The organism is Candidatus Centipeda massiliensis, from assembly GCF_900290285.1.
GTDB classification, from domain to species: Bacteria; Bacillota; Negativicutes; order Selenomonadales; family Selenomonadaceae; genus Centipeda; species Centipeda massiliensis.
Map to the genome: position 1 here is coordinate 330,608 of NZ_LT985755.1, position 17,667 is coordinate 348,274.

The 17,667-nt window shown below is 58.3% G+C and carries 19 protein-coding genes; all 19 read right to left on the minus strand.

The window, feature by feature from the left end; all coding sequences use genetic code 11:
- Window positions 1-5: 5 nt before the first annotated feature.
- Window positions 6-719 (minus strand): ribulose-phosphate 3-epimerase, encoded by a 714-nt coding sequence (gene rpe, locus C8273_RS07580; protein ID WP_106627132.1) that lies wholly within the window; start codon window positions 717-719, stop codon window positions 6-8.
- Window positions 720-729: 10 nt separating this feature from the next.
- The gene (rsgA, locus tag C8273_RS07585) at window positions 730-1,605 is read right to left on the minus strand and encodes a ribosome small subunit-dependent GTPase A (protein WP_199821028.1); all 876 of its coding nucleotides are present in this window, start codon (window positions 1,603-1,605) and stop codon (window positions 730-732) included.
- A gap of 7 nt (window positions 1,606-1,612) precedes the next feature.
- The gene (gene pknB / locus C8273_RS07590) at window positions 1,613-3,367 is read right to left on the minus strand and encodes a Stk1 family PASTA domain-containing Ser/Thr kinase (protein ID WP_106627133.1); all 1,755 of its coding nucleotides are present in this window, start codon (window positions 3,365-3,367) and stop codon (window positions 1,613-1,615) included.
- A gap of 63 nt (window positions 3,368-3,430) precedes the next feature.
- On the minus strand, window positions 3,431-4,834 hold the full coding sequence (locus C8273_RS07595) for a peptidoglycan D,D-transpeptidase FtsI family protein (RefSeq protein ID WP_106627134.1): 1,404 nt from the start codon (window positions 4,832-4,834) through the stop codon (window positions 3,431-3,433).
- Window positions 4,827-6,101 carry an FtsW/RodA/SpoVE family cell cycle protein gene (locus tag C8273_RS07600; protein ID WP_106627135.1) on the minus strand — a complete coding sequence of 425 codons (1,275 nt, stop codon included), beginning with the start codon at window positions 6,099-6,101 and terminating at the stop codon, window positions 4,827-4,829. Before C8273_RS07600 ends, C8273_RS07595 begins: the two co-directional genes overlap by 8 nt.
- Window positions 6,098-6,811: a Stp1/IreP family PP2C-type Ser/Thr phosphatase gene (locus C8273_RS07605; RefSeq protein WP_106627136.1), complete on the minus strand. Its 714-nt coding sequence runs from the start codon at window positions 6,809-6,811 to the stop codon at window positions 6,098-6,100. The genes C8273_RS07600 and C8273_RS07605 overlap by 4 nt, the downstream gene beginning before the upstream one ends.
- 4 nt (window positions 6,812-6,815) lie before the next feature.
- Window positions 6,816-7,259, minus strand: a complete 444-nt coding sequence (locus C8273_RS07610) for an FHA domain-containing protein (RefSeq protein ID WP_106627137.1) — start codon at window positions 7,257-7,259, stop codon at window positions 6,816-6,818.
- Window positions 7,259-8,005 carry an FhaA domain-containing protein gene (locus C8273_RS07615; RefSeq protein WP_106627138.1) on the minus strand — a complete coding sequence of 249 codons (747 nt, stop codon included), beginning with the start codon at window positions 8,003-8,005 and terminating at the stop codon, window positions 7,259-7,261. Before C8273_RS07615 ends, C8273_RS07610 begins: the two co-directional genes overlap by 1 nt.
- 77 nt (window positions 8,006-8,082) lie before the next feature.
- On the minus strand, window positions 8,083-9,123 hold the full coding sequence (rlmN, locus tag C8273_RS07620; protein WP_106627139.1) for a 23S rRNA (adenine(2503)-C(2))-methyltransferase RlmN: 1,041 nt from the start codon (window positions 9,121-9,123) through the stop codon (window positions 8,083-8,085).
- Window positions 9,120-10,466: a 16S rRNA (cytosine(967)-C(5))-methyltransferase RsmB gene (gene rsmB, locus C8273_RS07625; RefSeq protein ID WP_106627312.1), complete on the minus strand. Its 1,347-nt coding sequence runs from the start codon at window positions 10,464-10,466 to the stop codon at window positions 9,120-9,122. Before rsmB ends, rlmN begins: the two co-directional genes overlap by 4 nt.
- Window positions 10,466-11,308, minus strand: coding sequence for a DUF116 domain-containing protein (locus C8273_RS07630; protein ID WP_106627140.1), 843 nt, complete (start codon window positions 11,306-11,308; stop codon window positions 10,466-10,468). The genes rsmB and C8273_RS07630 overlap by 1 nt, the downstream gene beginning before the upstream one ends.
- A complete protein-coding gene (gene fmt / locus C8273_RS07635) occupies window positions 11,305-12,243 on the minus strand; it encodes a methionyl-tRNA formyltransferase (RefSeq protein ID WP_106627313.1) in 939 nt (312 codons plus the stop codon). Before fmt ends, C8273_RS07630 begins: the two co-directional genes overlap by 4 nt.
- Window positions 12,244-12,248: 5 nt before the next feature.
- Window positions 12,249-12,719: a peptide deformylase gene (gene def / locus C8273_RS07640; protein ID WP_106627141.1), complete on the minus strand. Its 471-nt coding sequence runs from the start codon at window positions 12,717-12,719 to the stop codon at window positions 12,249-12,251.
- Between the two features lie 13 nt (window positions 12,720-12,732).
- Window positions 12,733-13,554 (minus strand): amidohydrolase family protein, encoded by an 822-nt coding sequence (locus C8273_RS07645; protein ID WP_106627142.1) that lies wholly within the window; start codon window positions 13,552-13,554, stop codon window positions 12,733-12,735.
- Between the two features lie 86 nt (window positions 13,555-13,640).
- Entirely contained in the window at window positions 13,641-14,372 is a 732-nt protein-coding gene (locus C8273_RS07650; RefSeq protein ID WP_106627143.1) for a 7-carboxy-7-deazaguanine synthase QueE, read from the minus strand.
- 1 nt (window position 14,373) lies between these two features.
- The gene (queD, locus tag C8273_RS07655; protein ID WP_106627144.1) at window positions 14,374-14,754 is read right to left on the minus strand and encodes a 6-carboxytetrahydropterin synthase QueD; all 381 of its coding nucleotides are present in this window, start codon (window positions 14,752-14,754) and stop codon (window positions 14,374-14,376) included.
- 65 nt (window positions 14,755-14,819) lie between these two features.
- Window positions 14,820-16,094 (minus strand): glycosyltransferase family 2 protein, encoded by a 1,275-nt coding sequence (locus C8273_RS07660; protein ID WP_106627145.1) that lies wholly within the window; start codon window positions 16,092-16,094, stop codon window positions 14,820-14,822.
- A 6-nt stretch (window positions 16,095-16,100) separates the two neighbouring features.
- Window positions 16,101-16,814, minus strand: a complete 714-nt coding sequence (pssA, locus tag C8273_RS07665; RefSeq protein WP_106627146.1) for a CDP-diacylglycerol--serine O-phosphatidyltransferase — start codon at window positions 16,812-16,814, stop codon at window positions 16,101-16,103.
- On the minus strand, window positions 16,811-17,443 hold the full coding sequence (locus C8273_RS07670) for a phosphatidylserine decarboxylase (protein WP_106627147.1): 633 nt from the start codon (window positions 17,441-17,443) through the stop codon (window positions 16,811-16,813). The genes pssA and C8273_RS07670 overlap by 4 nt, the downstream gene beginning before the upstream one ends.
- Window positions 17,444-17,667: the final 224 nt, after the last annotated feature.

The following is a 17,667-nucleotide window of genomic DNA, read 5'->3' on the forward strand; positions in this document are numbered from 1 at the left end:
CCCTCTCATCCGCGCAGCGAGGCAATGGCTGCGGCAACGTCCTGCGCGCCGTAGATATACGAGCCCGCAACGAGCACATTTGCCCCCGCCGAGCGCACGGACTCTGCCGTCTCCGCATTGATGCCGCCGTCGACCTCGATGTCGACCTCCAGTTCGTTGTCCATAACCGTATGATAGAGTGCGTGAATCTTGCCGAGCGTATTCTCAATGAACTTCTGCCCGCCAAAGCCGGGATTGACCGTCATGAGCAGCACCATATCCACATCGTCGATCAGCTCCTCAAGGGTATAGATCGACGTGCCCGGATTGAGTGCAATGCCCGCCTTGCAGCCCGCCGCCTTAATCTGCTGAATGACGCGGTGCGCGTGGCGCGTCGCCTCAACGTGGAACGTGATGATGTCCGCACCTGCCTTTGCAAAGGCATCAATGTGCGTTTCGGGGTGTTCCACCATGAGGTGCACGTCAAAGACCGCCTTGGACACCTTGCGCAGACTCTCCACGACGCAGGGCCCCATTGTAATGTTCGGAACAAACGTACCGTCCATCACATCGATGTGGATGTACTCCGCTCCCGCCTCCTCCACACGCTTCACGTCTGCACCGAGGTTGGCAAAATCCGCAGAGAGAAGCGATGGCGCAATGATTGTGGGGCGCTCGATGTGAATGTGCTCCGCTTCCATCATTTCCTCTTCGTACTCGTGTTCATGTTCGTGTGCCATGTTGATTCTCCTATTTTCTTTTTGATCGCAGCTCTGTGAGCAGTGCAATGTAGGCATCATAGCGCTCACGCGAGAGTGCTTTTTCCGTGACCGCCGTCTTGACGGCGCAGTCCGGCTCGTGGCTGTGGCTGCACGGTGTAAAGCGGCAGCCCCTATACTTGGAAAACTCCGGAAAGCAGTCCGAAAGCTCTTCGGGCAGGATCTCCGTCAGCTCCTGCTGTGTAAAGCCCGGCGTATCCACGACGTATCCGCCCGCAAAGGGGAGCAGTTCGGCGCGCCGCGTCGTGTGCCGCCCGCGTCCGATCTTCTCGCTGATGACGCCTGTGACAAGCGCAAGGGAGGGATCAAGCGCATTGAGCAGCGAGGACTTCCCCGCGCCCGACGGCCCCGCGAGTACGGTGATCTCACCCGCAAGATGCTCACGCAACGCCGTCAGCCCTTCCCCCTGCTCAGCCGAGACGCGCAGGACAGGATAACCCGCTGCCTCGTATTCCGCAAGAACGTCCTCTGGATGCCTGGGACAGAGATCCATCTTGTTCACACAGAGAACGATCTTTTTGACACCGGAGCGTTCGGCGAGCACGAGGAAGCGGCTCACGACGAGCGGGTGTGGGTCGGGCGAGGCGGCTGCAACGGTGATGATGATCTGCGTCGGATTCGCCACGCGCGGGCGCTGCAGGAGATTCGTACGCACTTCGATGCGCTCGATCACACCATCTCCTTCTGCAATGCGTTCAAAGAAAACAATGTCGCCGGGGACGGGCATCATATCACTGCGCCCCTTCTTGACCCTGCCGCGCAACTTGCAGAGGATGACGCCATCCTCTGCCGCGACGTGGAGCACATTGTTGTAGACCTTCAGGATACGTCCGCGCTCTGCCACCATACACTCCCTATTCTGTCTTTTCCGTCTGGATACGGCGTCCGGCGGGATCTTTCTCTGTCTTCTTGCTGTCGCTGCCCTTCGTATCTTCCTTCGTGCCGGAGGATTTCTTGCCGCTCGATACGACAATGCGCACGGCGGAGTCGCTGTCCACCTCTGCGCCCGCAGCGGGCGACTGGCTGATGACCGTTCCTGCCGCCTGTGTGCTCGACTCCTCCGAGGTGCCACCCACTTTCAGACCGCTGCCCTCGATCATGGTACGCGCACGATCCGAGGGTACGCCCTTCACGTCGGGCACGGTGACCTTCTTGATCTTCTGTCCCTTGCTGACCGTGATGTCCACAGACTGTCCCTTGCTGATGCGCGTCCCGCTGCGCGGATCCTGCGAGATGACGGTGCCGCTGTCCTCATCGGAGAATGTCTCATACGCCGAGCCGAGGCGCAGCCCCATCTTCTGCAGCTTGTCGATTGCATCCGCTTGCTTGAGTCCGCGCAGGTTCGGCATCTCGAGTTCCTCACCGCCCTTGCTGACGTAAATGGTGATCGTACGCTCCTCCTTGACCGTCGTGCCCGCCTCCGGTGTCTGGGAAACGACGACGCCCACGGGTACGGAGGCATCAAAGGTCTCGGCGACCGTGACGCGCAAATGCTGATCCTCTAGGATCTGGCGGGCAAGTGTGAGCTGCTTGCCCGTCACGTCGGGCACCGTGATCTCCACAGAGCTCCAGAACTTGCCAAAGCTCAGGAAAAAGCCCGTAAAGAAGCCCAGCAGGAGAATGAGGACGAGTCCAAACTTGAATTTCTTCGTACGGAAGAACGATTTTTCTTCCTCTGCCACAGCTGTCTGCTCTTCAGTTTCGGCGATTGCACCGATTTCCCGCGCCTCCACAGGGGAAAGCACGCGCGTTGCATCTGGATCGAATGCAGGCATCGGCGTCGTTTCTCCCCGCATCATCTGCTCCGTCCGCGTGATATCCTGCACGAGCATCCGGCTGTCCGGGCGCAGTGCGGGATCCTTTGCCATCATACGTGTCACAAGTGCTTCCACGACGGGCGGTATGCTCGGAACGAGGGAGCGCACGGGCTGCGGCTCCTCTTCGAGATGCTTGCGCGCGATGCTCACCGCCGTATTGCCGTCGAACGGAATGCGCCCCGTCAGCATTTCATAGAGGACGACACCGAGCGAGTAGACATCGGATTTCGGCGTGATGATCGTGCCGCGTGCCTGTTCGGGCGAGAAGTAGTGCACGGATCCCATGATGTTGTCGTTGTACGTCATCGTGGACTCCGTGACCGCACGCGCGATTCCGAAGTCCGCGACCTTCACGTTGCCGTCGGGCATAACGAGGATGTTGTGCGGCTTGATGTCGCAGTGTACGAGGTTGTTCGTGTGCGCCTGTGCGAGTGCACCCGCAATCTGCCGCGCGATGTGCAGTGCCTGTGCGGCAGGCACAGGTCCCTCCTCCTTGATGCGCTCCTTCAGCGTCCGACCCGGAACATATTCCATGACGATGTAGTGCCGCCCCTCGGCGACACCGACATCGTAGACGTTGACGATGTTTGGGTGCGTGATGCGCGCTGCCGCTTTCGCTTCGCGCTGAAAGCGCGCAATGAACTCCGTGTCGTTCTCGTACTGTTGGTGGAGAATCTTGACGGCGACGGTACGCTCCAAGAGCTGATCCTTTGCCCGATAGACATCTGCCATGCCACCGCTGCCCACAAGCATTTCCAGCGCGTAGCGTCCATCCAAGACACGCTCAACCATGTTCGTTCCTCCTAACACCTCTGCCACTGCCGAAGCCTCTATCTCAGAAAGGGTACCGACCCGTTACCCTGCGAAATATGTCTGTATGATCCGATGTGCGATCCCTGCCGCTGCACGACCGCCAAAGCCGCCTTCTTCCACGATGACCGCCATAACAATCTTGTGCCCGTCGCGTTCTGCCGAGCCGATGAACCACGCGTGATCCGTACCGCTCGCATTCTCTGCCGTGCCGGTCTTGCCTGTGACGCGCACGCCCGCAACATCTGCCGCCGTGCCCGTGCCCGCCGCAACGACATCCGCCATATAGCCGTCAATCACTGCCGCGCGCTGCGCCGTTGTAGCCGTCCGCCAAACGGTGGGGCTTGCCTCGTAAAGAGGTGTCCCCTGTGCCGTCAGAACCTGCGCAATGAGATACGGCTGCATCATTTTCCCGCCATTGGCGAACGCATCGGCGACCAGTGCCATCTGCAAGGGAGTCACGAGGAGCGCTCCCTGTCCAATGCCAGTCTGGGCGATCTCACCATCGCCGAGCCGCTTCATCTCGGGCACATGTGCCGCCGCCATCGGGAGCTCAGGATCGGCAAGTTCCGTGCCGATGCCGAAGCGCTCAAACGCGGAGGACAGCCCGCTCGCACCGAGGCGGAGCGCCAGCGTCGCAAAGGTGACGTTGCAGGACTCGCGCAGAGCATCTGCAAGATGTAGTTTCCCATGCACCTCGCCGTGACTTTCATGCAGAACGTAATCCGAACCGATGGCAAGTTCCCCTGTGCAGGTAAAGACCTCGTCGGGATTCGTCACGCCCGCCTCAAGTGCAGCGTCGGCAATCAGTGTCTTGAATGTCGACCCCGGCGGATAGAGTCCCTGCGCTGCACGGTTCAGGAGTGGACTGTCCTCGCGTGCCGTGAGCTCATCCCAATGCTTCTCCACCGCAGCGGGGTCAAAGGAAGGCGAGCTCACCATCGCACGCACAGCCCCCGTCGCCGCATCCATAACGATGACGGCACCACGCCGCGTGCCGAGTGCATTCCATGCCGCCTCGGACAGCTCCGCATCCACGGTCAGGCGGACATCGTAGCCCGCATCTGCGCGCAGCAGCGTACGCAGTGGGCCTGCATGCGCCGCATCCGCAGTGACCCCACTGAGTGCCTGACCCGCTGCCTGCTCCACGCCCACACTGCCGTATCGCTCCGTCTGATAGCCCGTCACGGGTGCGAGAATGCGACCGTATGGATAGGAGCGCACATGATCCGCCGAACTCTCCGCAAGCACGCGCCCCTCACGGTCAAGGATGCGCCCACGGCGAATGTCCTGCTCCATCAGCGCAGACCGCGTATTGAGCGGGTGTGCGGCAAGCGCATCGCCATCCCAAACGCTCAGCTTTGCTAGGTATAGAATCTGTATCCCAATGAGCACTAGCAGGAACGCCGCCGCGACTGCGATATGCTTTCGGATTTTTCGATCAGCCATGCGCAGCCTCCTTGCCGCTTCCTGACAGTGCCGTCAGAATACCGATGAGGACAAAGCTCGCCGCCATCGAACTGCCGCCGTAGCTGACAAACGGCAGTGTGATGCCCGTCAGCGGCAGGAGTTTTGTCACGCCCGCCGTGATGATGAATACCTGCAGAAGAATACTCGCGGAGCACCCCGCCGCAAGCAGCGACTCCTGCGCCCGCGGCAGACGCATCGCAATCCGGCTGCCACGCCAAAAGAGCAGCGCGTAGGCGAGAAGGACGAAAGCAGCACCGATCAGGCCAAGCTCCTCGGCAATCGCCGCAAAGATAAAGTCCGTATGAACCTCGGGAATCAGCAGCGGGTGCCCCTCGGAAAAGCCCGTGCCCCACACACCGCCCGAGCCAATGGCGAAGAGGGACTGCACGACCTGATAGGACATACCATTTGGATCCGCCCATGGGTGCAGCCAGATATCAAAGCGCACGCGGACGTGCCCGAAGAGTGCATAGCTGAGTGCCGCTGCGACAAGGATGAATACCCCTGCGAGAAACACGTAAGATTTGCGCCCCGTCCCCATGTAGGTCATGAGCACTGCCATCCCAAAGAAGAGCAGCGCCGCGCCAAGGTCATGCGCAATGACAAACATCAGCACGGCGAGACCCCAGAGTACAATGAGCGGCGCGATGAAGCGCACCGGCGGCAGATGGAGGAAGAGGACACGACGCGCGGGGAGTGTCAGTACGGCAAGATGATCGGCAAGGTACGCCGCCAGAAAGAAGATGAGCAGAATCTTGCCGAACTCAGACGGCTGCACGGAAAACGAGCCGAATGTGAGCCAGTTCTTGTTGCCGCCGATGCTCACGCCAAAGACGAGCGGCAGGAGCAAGACAAGTGTCGTTGCAATCCCGAGCACATACGGATAGTCGAGCATGCGCCGCACGCGCTCCCAGAAGAGAACCACCGCCCCCCAGAGGACAATGCCGACGCACGCCCAACGCAGCTGCGCCGTAAATAGTGCAGGTTTGAGCCGTGCGATCTCCATAAGACCAACGGCTAGCAGGACGTAGGCAAGCGCGAGGGGAACGCAGTCGAGCCCGCGCCGTGCAGCGAGTAGATAGCTGGCCACCCCCATACAGACGAGGAGAAGGAGCCACGGCAGATACGCGAGCTGCACCCGCCAGTCAAACACCCAACCCGGCGCACCGGCCCCCTGCCGCAGGAGCAGAACGCCCAATGCACAGAGGAGTATGCCCACAGGCGCAAATTTCAGAGCCTTCGTCATGATGGATCGTATGCGAGGGCAATCGCCGTGATGTTGTCACTGCCGCCCCCCGCGAGCGCCCGCTCCACCATACGCTCTGCAACATCGGCAAAGCTCCCCCCGAGCAAGGCGGCAAGTTCATCGTCGTTCACCATATTCGTCAGCCCGTCCGTCGCAAGGAGCAGACGGTCTCCCGCCGCAAGCGGAAAGGTGTCCCCGTCCACATGAAGGCGCTCCTCAATGCCGACGGCGCGCAGGAGGAGATTCTTGCGCGGATGGTGCTGCGCTTCTTCCTCACTGAGTTCCCCGCGTGCTACGAGTTCCTCTACGTAGGAGTGATCGCGCGAAACCTGCCGAAAGATGCCCTGCCGCAGCAGATAGAGACGGCTGTCCCCAACGTGTGCATAATAGGCAATCCCTGCACTCTCGTCTATGTGGAGGACGGTCGCTGTCGAGCCCATCCCCTCATACGAGGCGTTTCCTACAGAGGCATTGAGCACCTGTTGATTGGCACGCAGAATGGCACTTTGAAGCGACGCCGTATCGATCTCCTGCCCCTCGTTTGCCATATCGTGCACAGCGGCGACTACCATGCGGCTCGCCACTTCGCCTGCCGCGTGTCCCCCCAGCCCGTCAGCGACGACGTAGACGGCAGGAGAGAATACACCATAGCTGTCCTCGTTCGATGTTCGCACACGTCCAATATCCGACGCACTCGAAACCTCTATCATGTCCTTACCTCTCAAAACGCAGAAGGACGGCACCGATCCGCAGGACATCACCTGCGCGCAGATACGCCCGCCCCGTCAAAATCCCATCGTTCAGATAGGTGTGGTTGCGGCTGCCCAAATCCTCCACGATATACGCATTGTCCCTCTGATAGACGCATACATGATGATGCGATACAAAACTATCTGCAAGCACGATGTCATTGTCTGCACTGCGCCCGATCGTAAGCTCGTGCCCCACGGGAAAACGCTGTCCAATCAGTCCATCCCCTGCAATCGCGACAAATGAAGCAGCTGTTTCAGAAGGCTCGGGGACACGAGCCGCCTCCCTGAGATCCGTGCGCAGCGTATGAAACATATTTTGCCCCAGACGAACAACGACGTAGGCAATCCAGAAAAGCGCGCCGTATTCGAGCAGTACGCGCAGAACTTTAAGTGCAAGTGCCGGCATCACAATACCCCATAGCGCAGCGCCGTCGTGCCAAGTCTGATCTCATCGCCGTCGCGGAGACGCTGCATCTCCGTACGCAGCCCGTTGACGAAGCTCCCGTTGCGGCTATCGGCATCGTAAAGAACGTGGCGGTGTGACTCATACGCAATCCACGCATGAACGCGCGAAACATTTGTATCCGTCAGTATGAACTCGTTCTGCGGCATGCGTCCCATATAGACCTTACGCTCCCCTAGTCGCATGGAAACGCCCTCGTCGGCACCGTTAATCACCGTGAGTGCAGCAATCTCATGAACGGGGGGCAGGTTCAGGCAACGCGCCTCCATCAGAGAGGGACGCTCCAATACGATGGTCTGTTCCATCGTATCGTGAGAAACGGGTGCCTCCCGCACAGGTACGCATTCCTGCTGCATCCGCGCCGCAAGATGATAGGAACCCGCGCGCAGACTCTCATCAAGCGCAAAACAAATACTGAGTTTTCCCTCCATCGTGAGATCGGCACGAATGATGTATTTCTTGAGTGCCACCCCCAGTTCGTCTGCCACTCGATGTGAACAGAGGCGCTGATAGTCCTCCGTCCCGAGAGAGATGGTATATGCGTTGGCAAGCCCCTTGCCCGCGCCCTGCCTCTTTGCCTCCTTCTCAAGCCCCTTGATGAGTTCAACCGGCTCAAGATGACTGCTGAACTTTCGATTGAAGAATCCTTCGATATGATCTCCCAGAAAGGATTCCACGCGATCCATCATCGTGCAATACTCTCCTTTGGCTAATGAACGAAATTGTTTTTATGAACTTTTATATCATAGCATAAAAGCACAAGAATTTACAGTCCCGCTTCCATCAGGCGATTGCGCAGCTGACCGCACGCCGCCTGAATATCCGTCCCCATCTCACGCCGCAGCGTCGCTGTAATGTGCCGCTCTTCGAGAATTTTTTGAAAGCGGCGAATCGCCGCCTTGTCGGGACGGTAGAGATTGCGCTCCGCCACGGGATTGATTGGGATGAGGTTCACGCTCGCGAGCTGTCCGCGCAGGAGTTTTGCGAGCTGCTCCGCCTCGCGCACACCATCGTTCAAGTCACGGATCAGAATGTACTCGTATGTGATGCGCCGCTTCGTCCGCTCTGCATACATACGCGCCGCACGTAGAACATCGGCAAGCGTGTATTTGCGGTTGACAGGCATGATCTGACTCCGCAGTTCCTCCGTCGGCGCGTGCAGCGAGATCGAGAGTGAGATCGGAATCCCCTCCTCCACCAGCCGCTCAATGCCGGGTACAATCCCCGAGGTCGAGAGCGTCACGCCGCGATAACTCAGCCCGATGGTATAGTCCTCGTGCAGCAGACGCAGGGCGGCGATCACATTGTCATAGTTTTCGAGCGGCTCACCCGAACCCATGACGACAATCGTATCGACACGGGCGCCCTCCTGCCGCAAAAAATCCGCGATCCCAATCACCTGCGCCGCGATCTCCCCCGCCGTCAGATTGCGCTGCAAGCCGTGGAGGGTCGACGCACAGAATGCACAGCCCATGCGGCAGCCCGCCTGCGTAGACACGCAGACACTATTGCCGTATGGATGGCGCATCAGCACAGTCTCTGCCGTCTGGCCATCGGCGAATTCATAGAGCAGCTTGATTGTCGCTCCGTCAGCAGAATGCAGACGGGAGACGACCTTCGGGCGGTCGATGGAAAAAAGCTCGGCAAGCTGAGCTCGCAGCCCCTTGGAAAGGTTATCCATGACATCAAAAGAAGCCGCACCGCGCTGATACATCCATCGAACGATCTGATCCGCGCGGAAGCGGGGAATGTCATAGTCTTTGAGCGCCTCGGCAAGCTGTTCCTTTGTCCATCCAAAGATATTCATAGGCGCCTCATGCGTGCGATAAAGAAGCCGTCGGGACCATCTGTCTCCGGCATAATCTGAACCATGCGCTCCGTCGTTTTCTGCACAGGAAGAAAGCCTCCCGCATCCTCAAGCACAAAATCTGTATGCGTCCGCAGAAAGTTCTCGACGATGGCGGCATTTTCACACTCCTCCATCGTACACGTACTGTAGACGAGTATGCCGCCCTTCTTCACCGCCTCTGCGGCGCTCGCAAGGATCGCACGCTGAAGGGGCGGCAAGGTCTTTTGATCCCCTGCGCGCTTCCTCCAACGTGCATCCGGCTTGCGCCTGAGGACGCCAAGTCCCGAGCAGGGTGCATCGACGAGCACGCGATCCGCCTGCCCCGTGTATGCCGCACCGATCGTACGCGCATCGCGCACTTCGGCCTCGATGATGGAGATGCCGAGCCGCTGCGCATTGCGCTCAATGCGGCGAATCTTCTCCTCATAGATGTCAAAGGCGAGAATGCGCCCGCGATTCTCCATGCGCTGTGCAATGTGGGTCGTCTTGCCGCCCGGTGCGGCACAGACGTCGATCACGGTCATACCAGGCGCAGGCGCGAGCACATGAGCGACGAGCATCGAACTCTCATCCTGCACCTGTGCCAGCCCCATACGCAGCGGTGCAAGTTCATCAAGTGCGCCATGCGCGCGCAGCAAGATCCCCTCGGGGACAAGGACAGAGGCACGCGCTTCGGCGCCTGCTGCCGCAAACTGTTCCAGCAGCGCGGGACGATTGGTACGCAGCGTATTCACGCGCACGGAGAGCGGCGCACTCGTGTTGTTGCAGCGGCAGAGTGCCTCCGTGCGCTCGTATCCATAGGCACGCACCCACCGCTCCACCAGCCACTTCGGATGCCATGTTCTGAGGGCAAGTGCGTGTGCGTTCCGTCCGTCCGGAAGCGCGGCACGCTCCGGCTCTCTGAGCGCCGCGCGCAGAACACCGTTGACAAAGGACTCCGCACCCCTGCGCCCATGTTTTTTCGCGAGTTCCACCGCCGTATCACATGCGGCAGACGGCGGCACGCGATCCATGAGAAAAATCTGATAGAAGCCGAGACGCAGCAGCTCACGAATGGCAGGCTGTGCCTTTCGGAGGTCGGCAACATAGCGCCCGATCATATAGTCGAGCGTTTCCCCCGCCTTTGTCACGCCGTATACAAGCTCTGTCAAAAAGCGACGGTCGCGCTCCGGCAGACGCACTTCACGCAGCGTTTCCGCAAGCGCAACATTGGCGTATGCGTCCTCAACATGAACCTTTTGAAGCACCTGCATCGCAAGTTCCCGCACACGGTCGATTTTGTTCTCACGATACTTCTGCATCATGCGCCCTTCCCCGTATCATTCGGTGCCGGCTCGATGATCTCCTCAAGCTGTCGGCGCACCTCGTTCATATCGACACTCGTATTGTAGCATGGCCCGTTCGGGCGGATATTGAGCACACCGACCGCCGGCAGTGGGAAAACGTCCTGTATGCCGCTCATCAGGTCGCGCTCACACGCAATCGCAAGCACAGCCTTCGGGCGCATGTTGTAGATGATCTGGCGTGCGAGCGTGCCGCCCGTCGCCACGAAGAAATGAAAGCCCATCTCCTCGGCAAGCGCAACGAGATCGCCGATGTTGCATCCGCCGCAACGCTTGCAGTTATTTGGGTCGCGCGTCACCTTGTGCGGGCAGCTCGCAAGCTGCAGGCAGTGCGGCGTGACGACGAGCAGACGATTGGCAGGCACGCGGATGTGCATGCGGTGAAAGAGCAGATTGCTCACGGCAATAAACGATCCCTCAAGTTTCCTGCGTTTTATACCGAATACTGCACCAAGGCGCACAGCTGCCGGAAAGAGGAGGTTGATCAGCTCATACGTCTGCCGCTTCATCCAAGGGAGGTACGGGAGTCCTGCAATCGCCAGCACCATATTAAAGATGCCAAAAAAGGAAAGGAGAACGGCGAGCGTCAGCGCGCCCCCAATGACCCACGGCAATGCGGGCTGAATCCGTTCAAGCCCCGGGACGCCGATGTACCAGATCCCAAAGAGGAGCAGCGCCGCAAGACACGTCACGAGGAGCAGCATTCCAATGAAGAGTCGCTTTTTGGGGCGTGACGGCAGTACAATCTTCTTTTTCTCGCCCGCCGTCCTGCCGTTCACCGTCAAGGTCTGTTCACTCATGATGAAAACCTTGCGCCAATGGGAAGCACACAGCCGTTCAAAAAGGCGCGCGTCTCCATCATCTTCTTGCCGGGCGCTTGAATCTCTGTGATCTCCACGTCCCCATCGCCCGCCGCAACGATCAGCCCTGCCTTGCGGTCGGCGACGACAATCGTGCCCGCAGCTGCGCTTGTCGCATGCCCCGCACGGCGCAATGCGCCGATCTTATAGGCGGCACCGTCAAGACTCGTCTGCGCGTACGGCGTCGGGTTCAGCCCACGCACAAGGGCATCGAGTTCGCGTGCTGACTTCGTCCAGTCGATCACAGCCGTCTCGCGCGTGATGCGTGCGGCATAGCAGGATTCGCCCGTCTGCGGTGTCCGCACGAGCGTCCCTTCCGCAAGCTGTTCAAGCGTTTCGACGAGAAGCTTCGCCCCCGTCTCCATCAGTGTGTCATGAAGCTGCCCGTATGTTGTATCCGCGTGGATGGGGACTTCATGCCGCAGGAGCATATCGCCCGTGTCGAGTCCTGCGTCCATCTGCATCGTTGTGATTCCCGTCACTGTTTCACCCGCCATGATGGCGTGCTGGATCGGAGCAGCGCCGCGGTACTTCGGCAGGAGTGAGGCGTGCACATTGATGCAGCCATGCACGGGGATGTCCAACACCTCCTGCGAGAGGATCTGACCGAACGCTACCACGACTGCCACATCGGGTTTGAACGCCCGCAGCTGCGCGACAAACGCCGCATCACGCGCGCGTACGGGCTGCAGCACGGGGATATCATGCGCCGCCGCCCATGCCTTCACGGGTGACGGCACAAGCTTCTGTCCGCGTCCGCGCGGGCGGTCGGGCTGTGTGACGACAGCAACAACCTCCGCGAGATCGAGACGTGCCGCAATCGCCGCAAGCGTCGGCACGGCGAAATCCGGCGTCCCCATAAAGACGACACGCATCTTCGTCACCCCTTTTCCTCCTCCTTGCGCAGATTGATCGCAATGTCAATAAAGAGTCTGCCGTCGAGATGGTCACACTCGTGCTGAATGCAGCGCGCGAGAAGCCCCTCCGCCGTCAGGCTGCGTCTGCGGCTGCGCCGATCCATATACTCCACCGTCACGCGCTCGGCGCGCTCCACATCGCCGTAGACCTGCGGCACGGAGAGGCAGCCCTCCGAGTCCACCACCGTCCCCTCGCGCATCGTGATAACAGGATTCACAAGTTCGAGCAGACCATGCTCGTCCTGCACATCGATCACCACGATGCGCAGGGATTTCCCCACCTGTGGAGCGGCAAGCCCAACGCCATCGGCGGAGTACATCGTCTCCGCCATATCGTCAAGCAGCTGCCGATGCCGCTTCGTGAGGCGGTCAATCGGTTCTGCCACCTGTTTCAGGACGGGATCACCCGCCTTTTTGATTTCCAAGATTGCCATAGAATTTCCTCATTTACAAGTGCAGATGATAAATCCGCACGGCATTGTCATAGAACACCGCATTCCAATGTTCCTCGGGAATGAGCAGCTTCGTGAACGCAATGTAGTCGCCAAAATTCGCGAGCGGCCAGTCCGTCCCAAACATCAGGCGGTCGTACGCATTCAAATACGCGAGCCAGCCATGCAGCTGCTCGATATAGAACTTCTTCTGCTGACAGAATAGCTCAAAATCCTGAATTTTGCCCGCAAGCATCCCCGAAAGATCGGCACTCACATTCGGATTCTTCTCCATGACGGCGACTGCATCCGTGAAATATGGCTCGCCAAAATGACACATGACGAAATGCACCGCACGGAACTTTGTCGCCGCCTCGTCCATCACATTCGGGTGCGCGTATTTCAGCAGCGCCTTCTCCGTCGCCGTCAGCCCCGTGTGCACGGCAACGGGCTTCTTGTACTGCGCCGCGAGCTCGTAAATGGGTGCAAGCACATCGTCATAGATATAGAAATAATGATAGCCCGGATAGAGCTTGATGCCGACGCATCGCTCGCTTTTTAGATGCTGTTCGAGCGCAGGTAGGAGCTTTTCGATGCGCCCCGCCGCGATCTCCGTCACACCGTCGCCCCCGATGCCCACGCAGTAATGGAAGATATCGGGATAGTCTGGATTCGTCTCCTCCACGGGCAGATTACCCATCACGATGCCGTGGACAATGCCCGCCGCACGGAAGTCGCGGCGCAGTGCCGCCTCCGTATTCTCATGCCCCGCAGCCCGCGCCACCGTATCAAAATACTCCCCTCTGCCAAAGTGCAGATGGGCATCAATGATCTTCATGATATTCGCTTTCTATTGCAGACAAGTATTACTATCCGTTTAGTTTACCATACACGTCAATAGTTTTTCGTGATAAATGCGCCATTTTACAATAAATCCATCATGCGATGCGTCTGCGGGATAACGCGGACATCGGAAATGTGACACAGGGCAAGGCGTTGGAGTTCGAGGAGCCGTGCGGGACTCGGTGCGCTGCAGCCGCCGTATGGCGTAACGGGCTGGAGGACGAGGAGCGTCGTGGGTGCGATCGCGGCGACGAGGCGCGCCGCACGCTCCACATCCTCTGCGCGGGTCTCTGCCGCAACGACGACCTTAACATAGACATCCTTGGCGCGTGCGATTTCGAGAAAACGTGCGTGCGTGTCCCAGACGGGCGCGGACAGGACATCGGGCAGCTTCAGATCCATGCTGATGTGTGAAATGCAGTCGATGCACTCTGCAAGAGCCCTGTCAAGCGTGCCGTTTGTTTCAAGAAAAACGGGCAGGTCGATATGTGCGGCGAGTTCCTTGATAAAGGGAACATGAAGCAGCGGCTCACCGCCCGTGATGCTGAGGGAGTGGTGCGGGACATCGCCCACAAGACGTGCAACGATCTCTGCAACCATCTCCACGGAAAGCGGATTTTCGTGTGGGACAAGCGCGTGTGTTCCCGCCCCCTCCTCGACCATGCAGCATGGATGGCGTCCGATCTCGTTCTCCGTATCGCAGTAAGCACAGTCGAGGTTGCACCCCTCAAGGCGCACAAAGACCTGACGGCAACCGACATACTTCCCCTCCCCCTGTATGGAGGAAAAGATTTCAATGATGTTCTCGCGCATATCAGTCCTTTGTATAGGTGACAGAGGACTTCGGCGACTCCCAAACGGTCAGCGCAGTCAGCTCCGCAGGAGATGCCTGCACCTCTGCGCGCGCTTCAAGTCGTTCGTAGATGATGCGGGCAAGATTCTCCGCTGTGGGATTCACCCCCTCGTTAAACGGCGGGAAGTCGTTCAGATAGTAGTGGTCGAACTCGTCCAATAGGTCGGCAAGTACCTTTTTCGCAATCTTAAAGTCGATCAGCATGCCGAGTTCATCGAGCTGCGTGCCCTGAAAGGTCGCCTCGACCACCCAGTTGTGCCCGTGCAGACGATCACATTTGCCGGGATAGTTCACGACGCGGTGCGCCGCCTCGAATGCGCCCTCGACGCGTAATGTATACATAGTGTTCTCCTATTGCAATGCTTGATTGAAAAGAGGCTGCCGCACGTATGCAGCAGCCTTTTGTGTTACTTCACATCGCTCATGACCTCGTCCATGCTCATGGCGCGCGTATGCTTCGTATGGCTCCACTCGTGCTCGTTGCGATGGATGAATCCGAGGAAGATAATCGGAATCCACGAGTAGATGAACACGGGATAGAGGAGCAGATAAAACCACGCCTTGAGCTTCGCACGCACCTTGATGAGAATAATCATGGGCAGGACATACTGCCCGATCATGATTGCGGTCATGAGCTGCGACGGCAGGAACTTGTAGATGCTCGTGTAGAACGGCGGGAACGCAAGCTGCACATAGCTGATGATAATGAAGAAGGTCGAAATCATCAGAAAGTGCGGCTGCAGCAGATAAATACAGCCATCCCAGATCCGTATGTCGCGCCGCTTCCAGCCCTCGCGGATCATGGTTGGAATGAAGCGATGCGCCACATCGAACTGCCCCTGTGCCCAGCGACGGCGCTGATTCCACGCCTGCTTGAACGTCAGCGGCTTCTCATCGTAGACAATGGCGTCATGCGCCCACGTCGTCTTGATGCCCTCGGCGAGCAGCTTCATCGTGAACTCCATGTCCTCCGTGAGACAGGTTGCACGCCAGCCGTGTCGTTTCAGTACATCCGTCGTGATGCACATCCCCGTGCCGCCAAGGCACGCGGAGAGTCCGATGTTCGTCTTTGCGAGATGCGAGATGTGGTCAATGACCCAGAACGCAATCGCAAACGTGCCCGCGACCCACGTATCATAAGGATTCTTCGCGTCGAGAAAGCCCTGAATGACCTTGTCGCCCTTGAGGAGACGGTTGTTCATCTCCTTGAGGAAGTTCGGATGAACGAGGTTATCCGCATCGAAGATTGCGATTGCGTCATACTCCCTGTCCATCGCGAAGAGCCGCTCAAACATCCACTCAAGCGCAAAGCCCTTGCTCTTCTTCGTCGGATGTGTGCGCTCACAGACAATCGCCCCCGCCTTTTCCGCGATCTGTGCCGTTTCGTCCGTGCAGTTGTCCGCGATCACGTAGATGTCATAGAGATCCTTCGGATAGTCAAGGCGTTTCAGATTCTCGATCAGCTGACCGATGACCGCCGCCTCGTTATGCGCGGCGACCACGACAGCAAAGGTCTTTTCGGGCGTCAGGATCTTCTGCTCCTTGGGTCGCCAGAGGCAGCAAAAACCAATGAAGAAGAAATAGAGCGTAAAGAGCAGCAGGACAACCTGCATTGGAATCATCACAATGTCAAAAAGATGCGCCGGAAGATAGGGCGAAACAAATTGAATGAACTCAGTCATGTGGGCTCAGCCTTCCTTTGCACGCGCCATAACGGCTATCGTGTGATTGACAATCCCAAAGAGCGCGTAAGTAGCAAAGATCCCCGCAAAGACTGCGGGCAGGATTGCTGCGCTGCCCAAATACAGTATTCCCATGAAGACGACGAGGGCAAAGAGTTTGGATACCATATAGATTTTCTCACCGCCGCCCTTGAAATCGGGGTAGTGGACATGACTGACCATCAGGTATGCCGTCACAGCGACGGCTATGGGGTAAATCATGCCAAACGAGGTCGGGTCGACTTTAAGCTCCAAGAAGAGCCACGTCGACATGGCGACAAGGTTACCGCCCGCCGGAATCGCAAGCCCCATAAAGTAGCCGTGTACGACGCTCGCGTTCACGTTGAAGCGCGTGAGCCGCCACATACCGCACACAGCAAAGAAAATGGTCACCGCTATACCAATGAATCCATAGCTATGCAGGGCGAGCGACCACGCGAGAAGCGCGGGGGCAACGCCGAACGAACCGAGGTCACAGAGCGAGTCCATCTCCTTGCCAAACTCACTGGACACACCGAACGCACGCGCAATGCGCCCATCCAGACCGTCCGCGATGAGCGCGCAAAAGATGAAAAGTGCGCCCCAATCGAGATGTCCCTCGACCGTCGCGAGGATGGAACACATTCCAAAGACAAGATTCATCGCCGTACACAGATTCGGCAGAAACCGTCTGTAATTCATTCGCTTTCGAGCCTCCCCAGAACGGTTTTGCCGCCCTGCACCTTTTCGCCCTCTTTGACGAGAATCGCCGCCCGCTCGGGCATGACGATCTCAAGACACGATCCGAAACGGATCATGCCGTAAATATCTCCCTGCTGCAGCCGATCATCAAGCGTCACCCACGAAACAATGCGGCGCGCAAGAATCCCCGCGATCTGCTTCACCGTGATCCGCAGATCACCGCGATCAATGCCAATGAGATGATGCTCGTTCTCAAAGCCAACCTCGTCCTCGTATGCAGGCTTAAAACGTCCGCAGTAGTACTTTTGCAGCTTAATTTCGCCATTGATGGGGCTGCGGTTGACGTGTACGTTGAATACCGACATGAAGATGACGACCTTGTTGCACTTCTCCCCCACAAAGTCATCCACACCAACAGACGAAATCTCCGTGACTGTACCGTCCGCAGGTGAGAGGATGTGATTCACGTCCTGCACGATCTCACGCGCAGGACTGCGGAAGAAGTATGCGAAGTAGCACGCAAGCACGACAAATGGAATCGCCGCGTACGGATGTGCAAAAAAACTAAGAATGACAGCCAGTATAAGCGCCGCGCCGATGAATTTATAGCCCTCGCTTACAATGACCATGCGCACCCGCCTCCTTATAAAAAATCTGAGCCAGCTTGTACTCCTAAGCAAACCCTAGTGAAGCAAACGGAGAAAGTACACGTTCTGCCCCCTGCGGATTTTATTCGTTCAAGCGAAGCGCGTTTGGAATCCGCAGGTATTTAGGCAGATAAGTGTACGACCATTTGCGTAACGAGGTGTTTGCGAGGAGTACATACGGCGTGTTACACTGCTTTCAATTATAA